The 19475-nt window shown below is 65.5% G+C and carries 19 protein-coding genes; 6 read left to right on the forward strand and 13 right to left on the reverse strand.

All coding sequences use genetic code 11. The features are described from left to right. Position 1: 1 nt before the first annotated feature. Complete coding sequence (locus NP80_RS17485) at positions 2 to 1075, reverse strand: hypothetical protein (protein WP_088930117.1); 1074 nt, start codon at positions 1073 to 1075, stop codon at positions 2 to 4. Between the two features lie 830 nt (positions 1076 to 1905). Here NP80_RS17485 and NP80_RS29835 point away from each other — a divergent pair. Beyond that, positions 1906 to 3102, forward strand: coding sequence for a reverse transcriptase domain-containing protein (locus tag NP80_RS29835; protein ID WP_035946364.1), 1197 nt, complete (start codon positions 1906 to 1908; stop codon positions 3100 to 3102). Between the two features lie 779 nt (positions 3103 to 3881). On the opposite strand, the gene NP80_RS17495 is transcribed toward NP80_RS29835, so the two are convergent. Continuing rightward, entirely contained in the window at positions 3882 to 4421 is a 540-nt protein-coding gene (locus NP80_RS17495) for a chromate transporter (RefSeq protein ID WP_006409619.1), read from the reverse strand. Beyond that, positions 4418 to 5029 carry a chromate transporter gene (locus tag NP80_RS17500; protein ID WP_006409627.1) on the reverse strand — a complete coding sequence of 204 codons (612 nt, stop codon included), beginning with the start codon at positions 5027 to 5029 and terminating at the stop codon, positions 4418 to 4420. Before NP80_RS17500 ends, NP80_RS17495 begins: the two co-directional genes overlap by 4 nt. Before the next feature lie 172 nt (positions 5030 to 5201). On the opposite strand from NP80_RS17500, the gene NP80_RS17505 reads away from it, so the two are divergent. The 3 genes from NP80_RS17505 (at position 5202) to NP80_RS17515 (ending at position 6977) form a co-directional block, all read left to right on the forward strand. Then, the gene (locus NP80_RS17505) at positions 5202 to 6071 is read left to right on the forward strand and encodes an SIR2 family NAD-dependent protein deacylase (RefSeq protein WP_006409628.1); all 870 of its coding nucleotides are present in this window, start codon (positions 5202 to 5204) and stop codon (positions 6069 to 6071) included. A 145-nt stretch (positions 6072 to 6216) separates the two neighbouring features. Continuing rightward, positions 6217 to 6603 carry a fluoride efflux transporter CrcB gene (gene crcB, locus NP80_RS17510; RefSeq protein WP_006409624.1) on the forward strand — a complete coding sequence of 129 codons (387 nt, stop codon included), beginning with the start codon at positions 6217 to 6219 and terminating at the stop codon, positions 6601 to 6603. A gap of 23 nt (positions 6604 to 6626) precedes the next feature. After that, entirely contained in the window at positions 6627 to 6977 is a 351-nt protein-coding gene (locus NP80_RS17515; protein WP_006409629.1) for a DUF190 domain-containing protein, read from the forward strand. A gap of 9 nt (positions 6978 to 6986) precedes the next feature. Here NP80_RS17515 and NP80_RS17520 read toward each other — a convergent pair whose 3' ends face one another. Then, complete coding sequence (locus tag NP80_RS17520; protein WP_006400835.1) at positions 6987 to 7550, reverse strand: YggT family protein; 564 nt, start codon at positions 7548 to 7550, stop codon at positions 6987 to 6989. A gap of 76 nt (positions 7551 to 7626) precedes the next feature. Beyond that, positions 7627 to 8556, reverse strand: coding sequence for a Rossmann-like and DUF2520 domain-containing protein (locus tag NP80_RS17525; RefSeq protein ID WP_006400834.1), 930 nt, complete (start codon positions 8554 to 8556; stop codon positions 7627 to 7629). 534 nt (positions 8557 to 9090) lie between these two features. Between NP80_RS17525 and NP80_RS17530 the strand changes: the two genes are divergently transcribed. Continuing rightward, positions 9091 to 9375, forward strand: a complete 285-nt coding sequence (locus tag NP80_RS17530) for a hypothetical protein (RefSeq protein ID WP_006400832.1) — start codon at positions 9091 to 9093, stop codon at positions 9373 to 9375. An 80-nt stretch (positions 9376 to 9455) separates the two neighbouring features. Here NP80_RS17530 and NP80_RS30940 read toward each other — a convergent pair. The 3 genes from NP80_RS30940 to NP80_RS17550 form a co-directional block, all read right to left on the reverse strand. After that, positions 9456 to 10819, reverse strand: a protein-coding gene (locus NP80_RS30940; protein ID WP_088930125.1) for an IS3-like element ISBmu5 family transposase whose coding sequence is annotated in 2 segments (ribosomal slippage) — positions 9456 to 10357 and positions 10357 to 10819 — 1365 coding nt in all. Because the reading frame shifts where the segments join, the coding sequence is not laid out codon by codon here. A 185-nt stretch (positions 10820 to 11004) separates the two neighbouring features. Further along, positions 11005 to 11670, reverse strand: a complete 666-nt coding sequence (locus NP80_RS17545) for a LysE family translocator (RefSeq protein WP_006409618.1) — start codon at positions 11668 to 11670, stop codon at positions 11005 to 11007. Positions 11671 to 11695: 25 nt separating this feature from the next. Continuing rightward, positions 11696 to 13252, reverse strand: a complete 1557-nt coding sequence (locus NP80_RS17550; protein ID WP_035949600.1) for a UbiD family decarboxylase — start codon at positions 13250 to 13252, stop codon at positions 11696 to 11698. Between the two features lie 598 nt (positions 13253 to 13850). On the opposite strand from NP80_RS17550, the gene NP80_RS17555 reads away from it, so the two are divergent. Further along, positions 13851 to 14975, forward strand: a complete 1125-nt coding sequence (locus tag NP80_RS17555; protein WP_006410520.1) for a transglycosylase SLT domain-containing protein — start codon at positions 13851 to 13853, stop codon at positions 14973 to 14975. A gap of 101 nt (positions 14976 to 15076) precedes the next feature. Here the strand turns inward: NP80_RS17555 and NP80_RS17560 are convergent, their stop codons facing one another. The 5 genes from NP80_RS17560 to NP80_RS17580 all read right to left on the reverse strand — a co-directional run bounded on the left by NP80_RS17560 (position 15077) and on the right by NP80_RS17580 (position 19146). Further along, positions 15077 to 16273, reverse strand: coding sequence for a pyridoxal phosphate-dependent aminotransferase (locus NP80_RS17560; RefSeq protein WP_006410517.1), 1197 nt, complete (start codon positions 16271 to 16273; stop codon positions 15077 to 15079). A gap of 98 nt (positions 16274 to 16371) precedes the next feature. After that, complete coding sequence (gene nusB, locus NP80_RS17565) at positions 16372 to 16809, reverse strand: transcription antitermination factor NusB (protein ID WP_006400827.1); 438 nt, start codon at positions 16807 to 16809, stop codon at positions 16372 to 16374. Further along, entirely contained in the window at positions 16806 to 17324 is a 519-nt protein-coding gene (gene ribH, locus NP80_RS17570; protein WP_006410511.1) for a 6,7-dimethyl-8-ribityllumazine synthase, read from the reverse strand. Before ribH ends, nusB begins: the two co-directional genes overlap by 4 nt. Positions 17325 to 17375: 51 nt before the next feature. Continuing rightward, entirely contained in the window at positions 17376 to 18518 is a 1143-nt protein-coding gene (ribBA, locus tag NP80_RS17575; RefSeq protein ID WP_006410516.1) for a bifunctional 3,4-dihydroxy-2-butanone-4-phosphate synthase/GTP cyclohydrolase II, read from the reverse strand. 112 nt (positions 18519 to 18630) lie between these two features. After that, a complete protein-coding gene (locus NP80_RS17580; protein ID WP_006400824.1) occupies positions 18631 to 19146 on the reverse strand; it encodes a DUF1993 domain-containing protein in 516 nt (171 codons plus the stop codon). Between the last annotated feature and the right edge of the window lie 329 nt (positions 19147 to 19475).

Here is a 19475-nt window from a genome sequence, read left to right on the forward strand (position 1 = left end):
GTCAGGTGCCCGGGTCGTCCGATATCTTGCCGTTGTTGTACATGACGTTGTACGCCTCGTACATAGCTCGCAAGACATCTGTAGGGTCAAGCAGCGAACCGACCTTCACGTTATCTCCCACGCCAGCTTTGATCAACTGCACGGATGCGTTGTGGTGCAGCCGTACACTACCGTCTGATGATTTACTCATGCCACGCGCCTTCACTTGTAACTGGCTGTCCGGAAGATTGCGAAGCCCAGTTTCAAGTTGGCGCAGGCCAGCTCGGCTGACAGAACGCTTGCGCGTCTTGTAGCCGATATGCACTTCGACGCGCAAGTCCGCATCCGGTGGCACGGATTGCATGACCTTATCGACGTTGGCATCGCCTCCCAGCAACGTTTTGAGAATATCCCAGGCTTGTGCCCACCCAGTGGTGCGTGCGGTGCCAACTTCCCCGTGCTGGGTGATTTCCCGTTCCTGCGGTGCTGGTGGTGTATCGGATTCCTCTGCGCGGTGTGCTGGCGCGGCTACACCGCCGACAACAATCTCTTGAATGTCGTTCAAATCTCCGCCCACCAATTGCTCGTCGAATCGCGCAGCGAGCACGATTTGAGGGGCAGGTTGTGGAAGTGTCGCGGTCAGTTCGCTGAGGAGCCACGCTAAGTAAGATTCCAGTTCCTCCGTTCTCAACGACATGCTCTGGATGACGAAGACATGATCGCCTTTGATCATCCAAAACATCTCGGAATGCACGTACTCTGTCAGCGACGGAGCTGGCATCTGCTGGACGGGCGCAACCGCGACATCAGTTTGAGCAACGGTGAAGAGAGCTTGTAGATGCCCCTTCGTAAAATGAATCACGTCCCCAAAAACGAGGGGCGTTTCATCCGCAGCTCGGTCGTAGAATGTATTCACAAAGTAGTTGTCTTCGCCCAGAGCCCTGACACGGGTTCTAAAGCGATCCCGGACTCGATGGCCGTCAACATTCGCCTCCATTGCTGCGCGAACGTGTTGTTCCAGCGTGCCCGCAGGAAATCCGCCGTTCCTGTCGAGCTTCCGATAGTGAATCGTTACCTGCTTTCGTTCCCCGGCCATTGGTCCCTCATGCACGTTCTTTTTGTGGTGACGGAATGATAGCGCGTCAACCATCACAAAGTGCTGTATGTTTGTACAGTATAGCAGGCAATCGATGGCGTACCGAGAATTGGGCAAATTCACTTGGAATTCGTATGTTGCCTCACGCGATCGCGTGACGGAGATAGACGAGGAAGCCGTCCAGTTGTTGTTGCTGATGACCCTATCCGGCACAATAGCTTCGTTCGGTAGCGCCCACGGGCATCTCTGCGGGTTGCGCTGCACGTTACCAATCGGCCGTCTGGCGCCCATGCGAGCGATCGCGTGTGCGTGACCGGCGGAATCAGGGGCGGGTCCGAATCGCAAGATGCGGTCCGCAACGAGGATGCCGAAGGGGCGACCGGGTCGCTTTCTGTCCCTAGAGCTGTTGGGAAGGCGATTAACAAACGTGTGGGGCATCCCCGAGGCAGGGAGGCGGGCGCGCCGGCAACGTCGCGGCGCATGTCTTCAAAACACCGCCCTCGTTGCGCCGGCCGGAAGCTGGTCGGCGCGGCCCTGGCCGCCATCGCTTGCATCACCGGAATCAAAACCAGCGTAATGGAGGTGGGAATGAGAAGCATTTGCATCGAGGCGGCCGCTTCGGTCGAAGTGCTGCGCCCACGGGCATCTCTGCGGGTTGCGCTGCACGTTACCAATCGGCAACCTGCGCCCATGCGAGCGATCGCGTGTGCGTGACCGGCGGAATCAGCGGCGGGTCCGAATCGAAAGATGCGGTCCGCAACGAGGATGCCGAAGGGGCTTTCAGCCGCTGGTCTAGGGAGGATGTTCAACGCCAGCGAAGCACCTGAGATATGGCTAGAAACGCGTACCATACTGCCCTGTCACTTGATGCCCTACGCGCGGCGTGGGGCATTCTATTTAAGAAATCTTCACCTCGATCCCACAATACTACGGGCGTCGATGACATCTCCATCAACGACTTTCGTGCTGACGAAAAGGCTCGTCTCAATCGATTGGCTCGCGATTTGCACCGCAAGGCGTTCCAGTTTTCCGATCTTCGACCACACCTCATTCCGAAGTCTTCAGGAAAGGATCGGTTGATCTGCGTTCCGACGGTCCAAGATCGCATTGTGCAGCGAGCGCTTTTGAATTTCCTTTCGGATCGCTACGCAGATCGACTTGCTAACAAGATCAGCTATGGCTTCGTGACGAATCGTGGGGTGAAGAAGGCTGTTCACGACGCTTGTGAGATTCGAGCGAAGTATGGATGGGTCTACAAGACAGATATCGCGTCTTTTTTTGATTCCATTGGTCGGTTGCATCTTGAGCGAGCGCTGAAGGCTGTCATCCGAGAGCGCTCCCTCCATCCGCTGCTGGTGCAGGCAATTGGTTGCGAGATTTCCGCGACGAAGGGGAGCGTTGCGAAGAGGATTAATCGACTCGGCATTAAAGCCGGGCGAGGCGTGCGACAGGGAATGCCGCTATCCCCATTCTTTTCCAACATCATGCTGGCTGGGTTTGACCGCGCGATTGCGCAGCAGGGTCTTCGTGCGGTCAGGTATGCAGACGACTTGATTTTCTTTGCCTCATCTCGCGGTGAGTGTGAGGGCGTGGCTGAATTCTGCGCGCATCATCTTGCCCCGATCGGATTGACTGTACCACCGGTTGAGCCCGGTTCGAAGTCAGTGATATACGAACCCGATCAGGCTGCCGAATTTCTTGGCGTGAGCTTGGTTCGCCACCAGTCAAGCTACCGACTTGAACTGACGCAAGAGCAAATCGTAGCGATTCGCGATGACTTGCTTAAGCTTGGCTCGGTACAAGAACTCGTGACACGAGGGATAGCGCTACCAAAGCTGGGCCACACGCTTATGCTGAGGCGAAACGGATATCTGGCAGCTTACGACATGTGCCACAACGTTGAAGATCTGGGGCGCGAGTTGGATAAGTTGGAGCAGCGGGTGCTCCGCAGGATCTACAGCGAGGGGCTCGGAATCGAACTAGCCAAGTTGCCGCCGGTGGCTCGCAATTTTTTGGGGCTGAGCTGAATTTGCGATCCGACGATCGGTGGCGGCCCGTGTTTCTGATTCGATGTCGCCGGTGAGTTGATGCAATATACGATCGCTATATCGTCAGCTTCTTGCTATTGGCGCTGGCGTGAAAACTGGCATCGCCGTGAACCCAGCATGAACAGTGGAGCTGCGTGGGGCCGGCAAAAAGCCCGACGTGAGAACGCGCACGATTAGTGGTTCTTATTAACGCGCCGGGGCTTGGGAAGCTGAGGTAATGGCCATTATACGACGCCCGCGGAATTGACGATTCTACAGGGAAACGCCGCCGCAAGGCAAGCGCGGACGGGGCGCACGCACCGCCCGACATCCGAACGTCCAGCGCGCGGCAACCGTGAAGGTGGCCGATTGCAAATGATTCGAATCGCATAGCGCACTGGATCGCGTTTATCCTCGCGCGTTGCCCGTTCCCGAATCGCGACGCGCTCCGCCGCTCGATTCGCGCACGCCGAAATCACCGCGTTCTGCGATTGCGGATGCAACGGTTTCAAGTCGAGCATCGCGTCGCGCCGCCATGGCCCAGGGAGCGCGTTGGAGGCCGACTTCATCGACCGCGATTCACCGGCCGAATCGCAAGCGGTCGAAGCCGTATTGTGCGGCGATGTTTCCGGGGCATCCCGGTTACGTCGAGCTCGATTTCTTCGGAAACGGACTACCGGATCCCGAGCATCTGAACCTGAAGCCGTCGCCGTATCGCGTGTTCGAAAGCGATCGATTGCTGCGAAATTGAAACGATGCGCTCGTCATTGCCGTCGTCGTCACACGCCGACCAACCGCAACCCGACCAGCGCCGCGGCCCCCGCCGCAATCAGCAGCAGCGCATGCACACGCGTATACATCACGCACAGCGTCGACGCGACCGCAATCGCACGTGCCGGCCAGCCGCCGTCGAGCGCCTGCAGCAGCACCCACACCGAAGCGGCGATCATCCCCGCCGCCACCGGCCGCAGCCCCGCTTCGAGTGCGATCTGCCAGCGCGCGCCCTGATGTCGCCGCCATAGCCGCGCGATGCCGTAGATCAGAAACGCGGTCGGCCCGAATAACGCGAGCGTCGCGATCACCGCGCCCCAGAAGCCGGCGACCTGCCAGCCGATCAGCGTCGCGAGCAGCGAGCCGGGGCCGGGCGCCATTCGCGCGATCGCGAAGTCGTTGACGAATTGCGCGGCCGTCATCCAGTGATGCACGTCGACGATCTGCCGCTGAATGTCGGCGACGATCGCCTGCCCGCCGCCGATCGTCGCGATCGACAGCGGCGCGAACACGCCGAACAGCGCGGCGTAGCGCGACGCGGCCGTCATCGGTCGCCGCTTCCTTGCGCGCGCGCGCCTGCTGCGCGGCGGTATTCGAATGCGACGCTGAGCGCACCGCCGATCAGCACGGTCCACACGAGCGGCCAGTGCAGCACGGCGACCGAGACGAAGGTGGCTGCCGCCACCGCGAGCGGCAGCACGCCGCGCGGCAGGCGGCGCACCGCGGTGATCGCCATCGACACCGACAGCCCGATCGCGGCGGCCGCCGCGCCGGCAAGCGCGACGTGCGTGAGCGGAAAGCGCGTCAGCGTCGAGAACGCGACGCCGAACAGCACGATCAGCACGGCGGGCGGCACGATGATTCCGATAAAGCCGGCCAGTGCGCCGCGCCATCCGGCAAGCCGGTAGCCGATCCAGATCGCGAGGTTCTTCACGTTCACGCCCGGCAGCGCCTGCGACAGTGCAAGACCGTTGAGGAACGCTTCTTCGTCGAGCCAGCGCCGTTCGTGCACGAAGTCGCGCATGATGCGGCCGCTCAAGCCGCCGCCGAAGCTCGTCAGGCCGATCTGGGCGAACGCGACAAACAGCGCGGCGACGCCGGGGCGCGGTGCGCGATCGTCAGGCTCGGCGGAAGAAGATGAAGGGGGCGGCGGCATCGGTTCGACGGAATCGGGCGGTTCGCGGGGCGGTCATGTTAGCAAGCGGCGGCTGTCGGGATGCTGACATCGATTCGTCATGCGCGTCATCGTGCGTCGCGGCGTCCGAACCGGCGTATGATCGCGACGCGCGCTCGCGCAACGTCCGTCATCCGTCCGCCGCTTCATCATCATGTCCGCTTCCGATTCGTCTTATTCCGCCGGGCCCGGCGCCGCGCCGCTGTCTGCCGATCTCGTCGCGTCCGCGGTCGCGGCGCTGTCGCGCGCCGACGCATTGCTCGTGACGGCCGGCGCCGGCATCGGCGTCGACTCGGGGCTGCCCGACTTTCGCGGCACCGACGGCTTCTGGCGCGCGTATCCGGCGCTGCGCCACGAGCGTTTCGAATTCCACGAAATCGCGTCGCCGCAGGCGTTCCGCGCGCGGCCGCAGCTGGCTTGGGGCTTCTATGGCCATCGCCTCGCGCTGTACCGGTCGACGGTCCCGCACGCGGGCTTCGCGATCCTGCGCCGCTGGATCGACGCGATGCCGAACGGCGGCTTCGTGCTGACGAGCAACGTCGACGGACAGTTTCAGAAAGCCGGTTTCGATCCGGCGCGCATCGTCGAGATTCACGGGTCGATCCATGCGCTGCAGTGTCTGCGGCCGTGCTCGGACGACACGTGGGATGCCGCGCCTTTCATCCCGACCGTCGACGAGGCCGCGTGCCGGCTCATCGGCGAGCCGCCGCGCTGTCCGCACTGCGGCGGCCTCGCGCGGCCGAACATCCTGATGTTCGGCGACGCGGGCTGGCTCGGCGCGCGCTACGCCGCGCAGGAGCGCGCGCTGCAGCAATGGATCGCGCAAGCGGGGCGCGTCGCGGTCGTCGAGATCGGCGCGGGCACGGCGATTCCGACGGTGCGCATGCTGAGCGAGCAGCTCGGCGCCGACGTGATCCGCATCAACGCGCGCGAAGCGCATGCACGGCGTGCGGACGTGATCGGCCTGAAAGGCGGCGCGCTTGCGACGCTGAACGCGCTCGACGTGGCCTGGCAACACGCATAGCCGCGATCGCCGGTTGCCGGCACGCGGCGAATCCGCCTACATTGCTGGCAATGCCGCGGATGCGCGCGCCGCGCGGATCCGTGCCGGCATGCCTCGCCATCGCGGGGCGGCGGCCCGCCGGCCGCTTCATCGAACGGGAGCGTCCGTGTTTTATTCGATCGTCGCGATCTTCGTCGGTGCCGGGCTCGGCGCGCTGCTGCGCTGGTTCCTGAGCCTCGCGCTCAATGCGCTGTTTCCCGCGGTGCCGCTCGGCACGCTGGCTGCGAACCTGATCGGCGGCTACGCGATCGGCGTTGCGGCCGTCGTGTTCACGGCGCGTGTCGGCCTGCCGCCGGAATGGCGGCTGTTCGTGATCACGGGTTTCCTCGGCGGCCTGACGACGTTCTCGACGTTTTCGGCCGAAGTGATGACGCACGCGTTGCAGGGCGAATCGGGATGGGCGTTTGCGGTGGCTGCCCTACACTTGACTGGATCGTTCACGCTGACCGCGCTCGGGATGTGGACCGCGCGTGCGTGGCTTGCGGCGACGTGAGCGCGCCGGCGACGGAGGGAGCGATGGACAGGGTGTTCTTGCGCTTTTACGTGCACGAGCAGCATCGGCTGCACTGGAAGCCGCTATGGGAATGGCTGCTCGAGGAGGCGAACCGGATGGGCGTCGCGGGCGGCTCCGCGTTTCGCGCGATGGCCGGTTTCGGCCGGCATCGCGTGCTGCACGAGGATCGCTTCTTCGAACTGCAAGGCTCGCTCGCGATCGAGGTGGAGTTCATCGTCACCGAGGAGGAGGCGCAGCGGCTGCTCGAACGGCTGTCGCGCGAGAAGCTGCGCGTGTGCTACGCGATGATTCCGGCGCGCTTCGGCGTGATCGACACGCTGGCTACGCCGCCGGCGCCGAGCCAGGCGGCGTAGCGTGCGCGCTCAGATACCGAACATCGTCAGCGACACGGCCGCGCGCGTGACGATCATCATCAGCACCTGGACGATCACGAACAGCAGGATCGGCGACAGGTCGATGCCGCCGAGGTTCGGGATCACGCGGCGCAGCGGGTTCAGGAACGGCGCCGTGAGCTGGTAGAGGATCGGCATCGCCGGCGAGCGCGGGTTCAGCCACGACAGCAGCGCCATCAGGATCGTCATCCAGATCACGAGGTTGAGCGCCCACTTGACGACGGTGAGCAGCGCGACGGCGACGACGGTCGGAATCACCGCGGCCGGATCGAAGCCGGCCATCGCGACCATCAGCACGACGTAGACGAGCGCGGTGAGCAGCGCGGCGACGACGCTGGCCCAGTCGATCCCGCGTACGCCGGGAATCGCACGGCGCAGCGGCAGCACGAGCCAGTTGGTCGCCTGCAGCACCGCCTGCGTGACGGGGTTGTACGGCGGCACGCGAACCGCCTGCATCCACACGCGCAGGATCAGCGCGGCGCCGAACAGCGTAAACAGCGTATTGAGTAGAAAACGGGCGATCTCGCCGAACATCGTTGGCATCCTTTTTATACAGTCGAGTAGCGTGCGGCCGCCAACGCCGGATGGCGGCGCATCGGCCGACACCTTATCACGCCTCGTGTTGCGGCGGCGAGGGGCGATCTGCCGCGCGCGCGAGCGCGGTCTCGACGACCTCGGCGAGCGCCGGCAGCGACGCAGGCGGCGCGGCGCGCTTCGCGGCCAGCGCGATCGCGCGGCGCGTCATCAGCGCATACAGCGTCGCGTGGTCGCCGCCGCGTGCATCGAGCAGCGCGAGCTGACGTTCGACGATTCCCGTGTCGCCGCGCGATACCGGCCCGGCAAGCGCGTTCGCGAGTCCCTTGTCGCGCGCGGTCTCGATCGTGCCGGCCAGCATCGGCAGCAGCGCGCGCAGCGCGGCTTCCTCGTCGAAGCCGAGGCCGCGCCACAGCTCGACGGCTTCCGCGAGCCCGCACAGCGCGAAGCTGGCCGCGTAGTGCGCGGCCGCGTGGTACAGCATGCGGCCGCCGGCCGGAATCGACAGCGGATGACAGCCGAGCGCCGCGACGAGACGCAGCAGCGTCGCGTGCAGTGCGCCGTCGGCTTCGATCGTGACCGAGCAGCCGTCGATGCGCGCGAGATCGGCGTCGGTGCCGCCGAACAGGTACAACGGATGGAAGCCGCCCGTCGCGACGTGCTGGCGTTTGGCCGGATCGAGCACCTCGATCGCCGACGCGCCGCTGCAATGGACGATCGCCTGCTGCGCGGCGCGTGACGCGTCGAAGCGCAGCGCGGCGGCGGTCGACGCGAGATGGTCGTCGGGCACGGTCAGGAAGATCAGGTCGGCGGCGTCGACGACATCTTGCGGCGTATCGAGCGCGCGGCATCCGTCGATCCGCGCGGCCAGCGTGCGGGCCGATTCGGGCCTGCGGCTCGCGATCGCGACGACCGGAAAGCCGGCGTCCGCGAAGCGCCGTGCGACGCAGTGCGCGAGGCGGCCGGCGCCGATGAAGCCGAGGCGGGGCGTGTCGGGAAGGGACATGGCGAAAGCGGTACGTCAAAACGGGACAGCCGCCAGTATCGCAGGAATGGGGCGGCGGCCGCGGCGTGCGGGAGGCGCGGGCGAGACAGCGTGTGCGTGCGGCGGTGATCGGTTGATTCGGCTGATTCGGCTGACGAAGACGCGCTGAACGTTCGCGAACCGCTGACACGCGAGCGCGCGCAGTGAATCGGCCCCAAATCGATTGCGCCACGCGCCGCTTGAATCGTCGGCATTTCGTCTCAAATTTGTAATCGTTCATTACGAATGCGCGCGATGACGCCGTTCGCGACGCGGTAAGACTGACCGATCGTCGCTGCGCGGGTCGACCTGCCGGGCGGAATTGCGCGGTGCGCAAGGCGTGCGGCGGCGGCCGGGCGCCGCGCGGCGCGGCCGTGCGCGGCGCATCGAATTGCAATTTGCAACAAATGGACGATACGCGCGGCGCGGGTTTTCGCTACATTGCTTCCATGCGACGCGCATGTTCGCCGTTGCCGACCGGAGCGCATAAATTACCGCTCCAGCAGGAGAATCGAAGTGAAAAAGCTCATTCCGTTCATTGCCGCCGCCGCGCTTGGCCTGGGTGTCGCGAGCGCCGCGCAGGCTCACGTGTCGATCGGGGTCGGCATCGGTGTCCCGGTCGCTCCCGCTTATCCGGTGTACGCACCGCCGCCGCCGGTGTACTACGCACCGCCGCCTCCGCCGGTCGTCTATGCGCCGGCGCCCGCGTATTACGCACCGCCGGCCGTGGTCGTCGGCGGCTACTACGGCCGTCCGTACTGGCACCGCGGCTGGGGCCATCACGGCTACTGGCGTCGCTGACCGATGCGCGCGCGGCGATGCCGCGCGATGCAAAACGGCGCACCGCTCTGAACTGACCCCACGAAGTTGGACGGTAAAAACTAAGCGGCCGAGGGCTGAGTCCTGTATTGCACGGGACTCAGCCCGTTTAATTTGAGCTTGATGCGTTCGTGGTTGTAGTAATGAATGTAGCGGCTCAACGCATCTCGCAACTGCTCCACGTTCGCAAAGCGCGCCAGCCGATAGCACTCGGATTTCAGCGTGCCGAAGAAGCTCTCCATGGCTGCGTTATCAAGGCAGTTGCCTCTGCGCGACATGCTCTGGGTGAGCGCATGCTGCTTCAACAACCGACGGTAGGCGGGCATCTGATACTGCCAGCCTTGATCCGAATGCAGTAACGGCCGTCCTTCATCATCGAGCTTGGCCACCGCCTTCTTCAACATGCCGCTGACCAACTCGAAGCTCGGGCGCTCATCCATTTGGTAAGCGACGATCTCCCCGTTGTACAAGTCCATCACCGGCGACAGATAGAGCTTTTGGCCCCCTACATTGAATTCGGTCACGTCGGTCACCCACTTCTGATTCGGGCGTTCAGCATCAAACTGCCGCCGCAGTAGATTTGGGGCAACGCGGCCGACTTCGCCTCGCCAGGAACGATATCTCTTCGGGCGTACCAGAGATTTCAACTGCAGTTGTCCCATCAACCGCTGCACGGTCTTGTGATTGATCGCGTGTCCCGCTTGCCGGATCACTGTCGTGATTCGCCGATAGCCGTAACGGCCCTTGTGGTGGTCGTACACGCTCCGGATCTTCACTTTGAGATCCGCATACCGATCGCCAGCATCCAATACCTTGAGTTGGTAATAGAACGTGCTACGTGCCAGACCTGCCGCCTTCAGTAACGCGGCTACCGGATGGCATTGCCTAAGCTCACGTATTATTTGCGTTTTTTCCTGGGCGCTGTCTGCTTCTTTGATTGCAGCAGCGCATCGAGCTTTTTTAGGTATGCCACCTCCGCGCGCAAATACACGATTTCCTTGAGCAGTTCCTCGCGGCTCGGCTCTTTCTGCGCGGCATCATCGGTAGGCTTCGGTGGCGGCAAGGTGGTCATCTTCGGGGGACGTCCTCGGCGACGAGGCATCAGGGCTTCTATACCGCCCTCATGATACAGGCGCTCCCAAACCGGGATGCTCCGTTCATTGCGAATGCCGAATACCACCGCCACTCGGGCATATGACAACTCATCGCGCCACATCCGTTGGAGCACCGATAGCTTGAATCGCGCGTCGTAGTGGCTGTGCTTCTTGCTCAGTCCGTCTTCCCCATGCTCGCGATAGCTCGCCACCCAACGTCGGACCATCGTGCTACCCACGCCGTAACGATGCGCAAGTGTCTTGGTCCCAGCCTCTCCAGCCAGGTATGCCTGAACCACCCGACGTCGGAAACGTTCGTCGTACTTCGTCATGAAAAACACCCCAAAGGTTGGATCTAGTCCAACTTTTGGGGTGCAGTTCACTCCGGCAAGGGGCGATGCGCCGTTTTTCATTGGGCGGCGCGGGTCGGCGGCAGGGACGCGGATTGCCGTGAGGCCGAACGGCCAACAGCCGACAGGTTGATCGCGCTTCGCGCGTCGTTGGTGTTGGCCGGCGTTCAGGCCGCGTGCACGATCAGATCGCGGTAGCCGCCGACGATCACGCTATAAGAGAAGTAGGCGAACAGCAGCGCGGAGGCGACGTGGCAAGCGCGCATCAGCCGCGCGCCGGCACGTTTGCGGCCGTGGCTCGCGAGCGTGCACATGAAGAGCGTCCACGCGAGCCCGCCGAGGAAGAAGCCCGACAGAAAGACGGAAGCAGTCGCCGCGCTGGTCGCGCCGGCCTTCGCGATCAGCGCGCCGCCGACCGCCGCGAACCAGAGGATCGCGCTCGGCGACGACATCGCGAGCAGCATCCCGCGCACGAAGCTGCGCCGCGCGCTGGCTCGGGGCGGCGCGACGTCGGCATCGCGGTCGGGCGCCGCGGCCGGCGACAGCGCTTCGCGCGCCATCTTCCAGGTGAGAAACAGCAGCACCGCGCCGCCGCCGATCCAGACGACCCAGCGCACCGCCTCGAACTGCAGCAGCACGGCCATCCCGGCGAGCGCGAGCGCCGCATAGACGAGATCGCCGACGCACGACCCGACGCCGAGCCAGAAGCCCGGCCGGAAGCCGTGCGAGAGCGTCAGCGACAGCATCGCGACGTTGACGAGGCCGATATCGAGACACAGCGACAGCGACAGGAAAAATCCGTCGGACAGCATCGAAGCGGGGGCGAAATTCATCATCGTTCCAGTGCGGCGGCTGCGCTCAAAGCCCGATGTCCTGCCACAGCCGATCGACGCGCGCCTTCACTGCGGCGTCCATCTCGATCGGGCGGCCCCATTCGCGGTTCGTCTCGCCGGGCCACTTGTTGGTCGCGTCGAGCCCCATCTTCGAGCCGAGACCGGCGACCGGCGACGCGAAGTCGAGATAATCGATCGGCGTGTTGTCGACCATCACGGTGTCGCGCACCGGATCGACGCGCGTCGTGATCGCCCAGATGACTTCCTTCCAGTCGCGGATGTTCACGTCCTCGTCGACGACGACGATGAACTTCGTATACATGAACTGCCGCAGGAAGCTCCAGACGCCGAACATCACGCGTTTCGCGTGGCCCGCGTAGCTCTTCTTCATCTGGACGATCGCCATCCGATAGCTGCAGCCCTCGGGCGGCAGATAGAAGTCGGTGATCTCCGCGAACTGCTTCTGCAGCAGCGGCACGAACACCTCGTTCAGCGCGACGCCGAGGATCGCGGGCTCGTCGGGCGGTTTGCCGGTGTACGTCGAGTGGTAGATCGCGTCGCGACGCATCGTGATCCGCTCGACCGTGAACACGGGAAACCACTCCTGCTCGTTGTAATAGCCGGTGTGATCGCCGTACGGGCCTTCGAGCGCATGCTCGTACGCGGCGGCTGCCTGGCCGGCCGGGCGCGGCGGCGCGCCGGCCGGCGCCGGGGCCGGCGTGCCGTCCTGCGGATAAATGAAGCCTTCGAGCACGATCTCCGCGCGCGCGGGTACCTGCAGCGTATCGACGCCCGGCGTCAGGCACTTCGCGAGCTCGGTGCGGCTGCCGCGCAGCAGCCCGGCGAACTGGTATTCGGACAACGAATCGGGCACGGGCGTGACGGCGCCGAGCGTCGTCGCCGGATCGGCGCCGAGCACGACCGCGACCGGATACGGCTTGCCCGGGTTCTTCAGCGCGAATTCGCGGAAATCGAGCGCGCCGCCGCGATGCGCGAGCCAGCGCATGATCAGCTTGTTGCGGCCGATCAGCTGCTGCCGGTAGATGCCGAGGTTCTGGCGCGGCTTGTTCGGCCCGCGCGTGACGGTCAGCCCCCACGTGACGAGCGGCCCCGCGTCGCCGGGCCAGCAGGTCTGGATCGGCAGCTTGTGCAGATCGACGTCGGCGCCTTCCCACACGATTTCCTGGCACGGCGGCGACGAAACCGTCTTCGGCGCCATGTCCCAGACGGCCTTCGCGAGCGACAGCAGCTTGCCGGCGTCCTTCAGGCTCCTGGGCGGATCGGGTTCCTTCAGCGCGGACAGCAGCCGGCCGAGATCGCGCAGCGAATCGAGCGCGGCGTCGTCGCCCGCGTCGACGCCCATGCCGAGCGCGACGCGCCGCGGCGTGCCGAACAGGTTGCCGAGCACCGGGAACGCATAGCCGGGCGGCGCCTCGAACAGCAAGGCCGGGCCGCCGGCCCGCAGCACGCGATCGCACAGTTCGGTCATTTCGAGCACGGGCGACACGGGCTGCGTGACGCGCCGCAGTTCGCCGAGCGCCTCGAGGCGCTGGATGAAATCGCGTAAGTCTTTGTATTTCATGAACAAGGTCCGGGCCGCTCGCAACGCGGGCGACGGTGGGCGGGCGCAGCGTCCGGCTGCGGCCCCGAATCGAGCGCCGATTTTACCCGGCCCGCCGTCCGCGCGTCCGGTCTCGAAAAAAGTCGATCGCGCGCAAACCCCCTACGGCAGGGCGATTCCGTTCTGAAGGGTCACGGTAAATTACTTTTTGTTATAATTTGAAGGTTTTGTAGTGTTGACGATCTATAAAACCCTGCTAGAATCCGCTCACATTGGTTGCAGGGTAAAGGCTTCGAGCCGCCAATCACCGATCCTTGACGCAGCGCGTCACCGTCCGCCGAAACCTGCACGGCGTGTTCGACGGTCTTGAGTCGTAGTCCCGACCAGCGCCTCCTGACGCTGGTTTTTTGCGTGGGTGCCACCGCGTATGCCCGCCTCGCCCACTGTGCGAAGGCGCCGGCCCAGTTCTACACCGTGGCCTCAAACGGTACTTATACCGTTTCCCCGATGCCTGTACGTCCCGACCAAGGCGTGCGGCGTCGTGATTCAGCGGCGCGTTTTCTGTCTCGCCAGCGAGCCGGGCGAGCCGCACGAGTCATGTTCATGGGAGATGATCTGAATGAACGCTTGGTTATCGTGGCGTCCTAACGAGCGGCATGCGCAATTCGTGCGCGACATGCTGCGTCGCGGGACGCGTGTCAGCCACCATCTGTTCAGCGTCGTCGGCTGTTTCGCCGTCGCCATCGCGCTGGCGCTCTGGCTGCTGCCGACCGTGCGCGGCACGCTGGCCGCAAAGCTGATGCCGATCGTGTCGGCGGCCGTCGAGGCCGGTCCGGCGCGTCTGCTGTCCGGCCATCCGCTGCCGAATTTCGCGCCGGCCGGCGCACAGCCGCAACCGCAAGACGACGGTCCGGAGACCGATGCGCTCGCCGCCGATCTCGACGTCGCGGCGGAAGCCACGGCCGCCGCGCAGAACGACGCATCGGACGTAGCCCGCAGCGGCCCGTCGCCGGTGGCGCTCGCGAAGCTGATCCCGACGCAGCGCGTGCCGGCCGATGCGCGCGACGATCGTGCGCTGGCCTCGAACCGCGAACAGGCGCTCGTCGCGACGTATCTGTCGCGCCGCTATCACGTCGCGCAGGAACCGCTCGGCCGGCTCGTGAAGGCCGCGTTCGAAACCGGCCGCGACGTCGGCCTCGATCCGCTGCTGCTGCTCGCCGTGATGGCGATCGAATCGGGCTTCAATCCGTATGCGGAAAGCGGCGTCGGCGCGCAGGGCCTGATGCAGGTCATGTCGAAGGTCCATTCCGACAAGTTCGAATATTTCGGCGGCACCGACACGGCGCTGCAGCCGATCGCGAATCTGCAGGTCGGCGCGCTCGTGCTGAAGGACTGCATCGCGCGCGGCGGCTCGCTGGCGAACGGGCTGCGCCTGTACAACGGCTCGACGAACCCGGACGACAACGGCTACGGTCAGAAGGTGATGGCCGAGCGCGGTCGTCTGCGCGATGTCGCCCGCGGCCGCAGCGTGCCGATCAATGCGCCGCAGGCGCCGGCCAAGCCGATCGTCACCGCGGCCGTCACGACCGCGGCGGCCGGCGGCGCGAAGCGCGTGCACGTGACGCTCGACGGCGCACAGCCGCTCGCCGCGAAGACCGCGCCGCCGAAGGCGCCGCAGCAGGCCGACGCGAGCGTCGATACGTCGAAGCAGGCGCGCGACGATCACTCGGATCTCGGCGCGTAACGTCGGATTTACTCCGCGCCGAAATGGAAAAAGACACCCTCGGGTGTCTTTTTTCGTTTGGAGGGGCGCACGCAGTAGCGGCGCGATCGCGCCGCGGTGACTCAGCGCCGGCCGAACAGCGTGGCGAGCCGGTCGACCGCTTCCTCGAGACGCGAATAGGCGGTCGCATAGGACAGCCGGATATAGTCGCGCGGTGCATGAACGCCGAAATCCATCCCCGGCACCAGCACGACGCCCGCGTCGTGCAGCATCGCGTGCGTGAGCGCCGCGCTGTCGCCGGCCGCCGGGTGCGCGACGCCGCCGCAGTGCGCATAGACATAGAACGCGCCGTCCGGCATCACGGGCACGCTGAAGCCGAGCCGCTCGAGCGCCGGCGCGATGAAATCGCGGCGACGCTTGAATTCGAGGCGGCGCGCCTCGTAGATGTCGAGCGATGCGGGCTCGAAGCACGCGAGCGCGGCGTGCTGCGCGAGCGCGGACGGGCAGATGAACAGGTTCTGCGACAGTTTCTCGAACGTGCCGATGAGCGCCGGCGGCACGACGAGCCAGCCGAGCCGCCAGCCGGTCATGCTGAAGTACTTCGAGAAGCTGTTCACGGTGACGACGTCGTCGCCGAACGACAGCGCGGAGACCGGCGGTGCATCGTAGCTGAGCCCCTGATAGATCTCGTCGACGATCGTGAAGCCGCCGCGCGCGCGAACCGCTTCGACGATCCGCTTGAGCTCGTCCGGCTCGAGCGAGGTGCCGGTCGGATTCGACGGCGACGCGAGCAGCACGCCGCGCGTGCGTGCGTTCCAGCGCGTGCGCACGTCGTCGGCGGTCAGCTGGAAACGCGCTTCCGGGCCGCTCGGCACGAGCACCGGCCGGCCTTCGGCGGCCGCGACGAAGTGCCGGTTGCACGGATACGACGGGTCGGGCATCAGCACCTCGTCGTCGCGGCCGACGAGCGCGAGGCACGCGAGCAGCAGCGCCGCCGACGCGCCGGCCGTCACGACGATCCGCTCCGGCGCGATCGTCAGGCCGTAGGCGTGCGCATAGTGCGCGGCGATCGCCTCGCGCAGCGGCGCGATGCCGAGCGCGCTCGTATATTGCGTGACGCCGCGGCGCAGCGCGGCCGCCGCCGCTTCGACGACCGGTTCCGGCGCGGTGAAATCGGGCTCGCCTATGCCCATGTGGATAACGTCGCGCCCGGCAGACTCGAGCTGCTGTGCCTCCTTCATCAGTTCCATCACGTAGAAGGGCTGGATCGCGTCGACGCGGGCGGCGAGCTTGACGAGCGAATCGGCGGTGGTGTTCATCGGTCGGGGCGGTTACGCGCGTAAAACGGAAAACGTCGGGAAACGTTGGGAAAGGGCGAAAAAAACGGGCGCTTGCGCGCCCGTCCGGAACAACGGAATCAGCCGTTGCGGCGCGCTTGCGTTTCGGCCGGCCGCAGCTTCGCGGCGAGCTTGTCGAGCACGCCGTTCACGTACTTGTAGCCGTCCGAGCCGCCGAACGTCTTCGCGAGTTCGACTGCTTCGTTGATGACCACGCGGTACGGCGTTTCGATATGGTGCGTGAGCTCGAACGTCGCGATCAGCAGCACCGCGCGTTCGACCGGCGACAGCTGGTCGATCGGGCGGTCCAGCGACGGCGTCAGCGCGTCGACGAGCGTGGCGTGCTCGCGGATCACACCGTGCAGGATCGCGTCGAGCAGCGCCTTGTCAGCCTTGTCGTACCCGAGCGCGCCGCGCAGTTGCGCGTCGATCTCGCCGGAGGACGCGTTCGACAGCAGCCATTGATACAGGCCCTGCGTCGCCAGCTCGCGCGATTGTCGGCGGGCGCTCTTCTTCATGCGCGCTCCTCTTCGTCGTCTTCGTCCTCTTCTTCGTCCTCGTCGTCGTCGCCGAGCTGGTCGAGCGCCATCGTCAGGTTGGCCATCTCGACGGCGACGCGCGCCGCGTCACGACCCTTTTCGGTCATGCGGGCGACGGCCTGCTCGTCGTTTTCGGTGGTCAGCACCGCGTTCGCGATCGGCACGTTGAAGTCGAGCGCGACGCGCGTGATGCCGGCGCCGCTTTCGTTCGACACGAGTTCGAAGTGGTACGTCTCGCCGCGGATGACCGCGCCGAGCGCGATCAGTGCGTCGAACTGGCCGCTTTCCGCGAGCTTTTGCAGCGCGAGCGGGATTTCCAGCGCGCCGGGAACCGACACGAGCAGCACGTCTTCGCCGGCGACGCCGAGGCGCTCCAGTTCTTCGACGCATGCGTCCGCGAGGCCGTTGCACACGGGCTCGTTGAAGCGCGATTGCACGATGCCGATACGCAGGCCGTCGCCTTCGAGATTCGGTTGGTATTGTCCGATTTCCATGATCTGTCCGTGGTTGGATGAACGGTTATTGGGCGAAAGCGCCGTGGCGGGTCACGCGTGCGGCGCCGGGCAGGGCTTGGCCTCGCCGCCGGGCATCGGAACGAAACCCGTCACTTCGAGGCCGTAGCCGGACATGCTGCCCAGCTTGCGCGGATTCGACAGCACCTGCATCTTGCCGACGCCGACATCGCGCAGAATCTGCGCGCCGATGCCGAACGTCTTGAAATCGACCGGCCGGCGCTTCAGCGCGGCCGCCTTCTCTTCCTCGTCGAACGCCTTGAAGACGTCGACGAGATGTTCCTTCGTATCGCCGCAGTTGAGCAGCACGACGACGCCGAGGTCGCGCTGCGCGATCTCGCGCATCGCGGCGTCGAGCGTCCACGAGTGGGTCGACACGCCCGTTTCGAGCAGGTCGAGCACCGACAGCGGCTCGTGCACGCGCACCGGCGTGTCGGCGTCCGGCGACGGCTGGCCGCGCACGAGCGCGATGTGCGGCGAGCCGGTCGGCTGGTCGCGGTAGAGCACCGCGCGGAACGCGCCGTGCGCGGTCTGCATCGTGCGCTCGGCGACGCGCTCGATGATCGATTCGGTGCGGCTGCGGTAATGGATCAGGTCGGCGATCGTGCCGATCTTCAGACCGTGCTGCTGCGCGAACTCGATCAGGTCGGGCAGGCGCGCCATCGTCCCGTCGTCCTTGATGACCTCGCAGATCACCGCGGCCGGCGTGAGGCCCGCGAGCGCGGTGAGGTCGCAGCCCGCCTCGGTGTGCCCGGCGCGCACGAGCACGCCGCCCGGCTGCGCCATGATCGGGAACACGTGGCCCGGCTGCACGATCTGCTCGGGACGCGCGTCGTGCGCGACCGCGGTCGCGATCGTATGCGCGCGGTCGGCTGCCGAGATCCCGGTCGTCACGCCTTCGGCGGCTTCGATGCTGACCGTGAACGCGGTGCCGTACTGCGTGCCGTTGCGGTACGTCATCAGCGGCAGTTGCAGCTGCTTGCAGCGTTCCTGCGTCAACGTCAGACAAATGAGGCCGCGGCCGTACTTGGCCATGAAGTTGATCGCTTCCGGCGTGACGAATTCGGCGGCGATCACGAGGTCGCCTTCGTTTTCGCGGTCTTCTTCGTCGACGAGGATCACCATCCGGCCGGCTTTCAGCTCGGCGATGATGTCGGGCGTGGAGGCGAGCGTCATAAGGGGGCGAGAAAGAGGAAAGTGCGTATTTTACGCTAGCCGCGCCGCGTTTCGGCCGGCGCGCCCGCGCACGGCCCGCGAACGGGCCGGAACGCGGTGCGGCCGCGCGTCGTCAGGCCTGCTCGTTGCGGCCGAGGTAGTCGAGCTTGCCGAGCTCGACGCCGTTGTGGCGCAGGATGTCGTACGCCGTCGTGACGTGGAAGAAGAAGTTCGGCAGCACGAAGTGCAGCAGGTACGACTGGCCGGTGAATTCGATCGGGCCGACGCGCATCTTCAGCACGATCTGGCGCGTTTCGCTGCCGTCGATCTGCGCGGCGTCGAAGCTTTTCAGATAGTCGATCGTCTTCTGGATGCGCGCGTGCAGTTCGTCGAACGTCTGTTCGACGTCCGGGTAGCTCGGGATGTCGACGCCGGCCAGCCGCGCCGCGCAGCCCTTGGCGGTGTCGGTCGCGATGTAGACCTGGCGCACGAGCGGCAGCATGTCCGGATAGAGACGCGCGCCGACGAACACCGACGGATCGATCTGCTTTTCGGCCGCGTGCGCCTGTGCCTTGCCGAGGATGTGCTGCAGGTTGGTCAGGCCGCGGATCAGCACGGGCAGCGAAGCCTGGTACATCGAGATGGACATGGGGACGACTCCTTGAGGAAGAGGGCGGCCGCGGTGCGGCGCGCGTTCGTTGCGGCGCCGAAACCGCGGTCGTCGCATCTTAGCGCGGCCGGGCGGGGCGTGCCTGGCGCGTGATTGCCGCGCGCTTGTGGGGCGCGTGGTCGCCGAGATGGCGGGCGATCGTCGAGCGACAGCAGATCGTCGACGGTGAAGCGACGCTGCGATGCGCAGCGGGGGAGGGAGGCCGTCACGCGGGCTCCTGATGGAAGCGCCGGGAGCCGGTAGGCCACACGCAGCGGCCGCGAGTTTCGGATGCGGCTCGCGACGGCCGCCGCCCTCGGGCGGCGGGC

The sequence above is a fragment of the Burkholderia multivorans ATCC BAA-247 genome (assembly GCF_000959525.1).
Classification (GTDB): domain Bacteria; phylum Pseudomonadota; class Gammaproteobacteria; order Burkholderiales; family Burkholderiaceae; genus Burkholderia; species Burkholderia multivorans.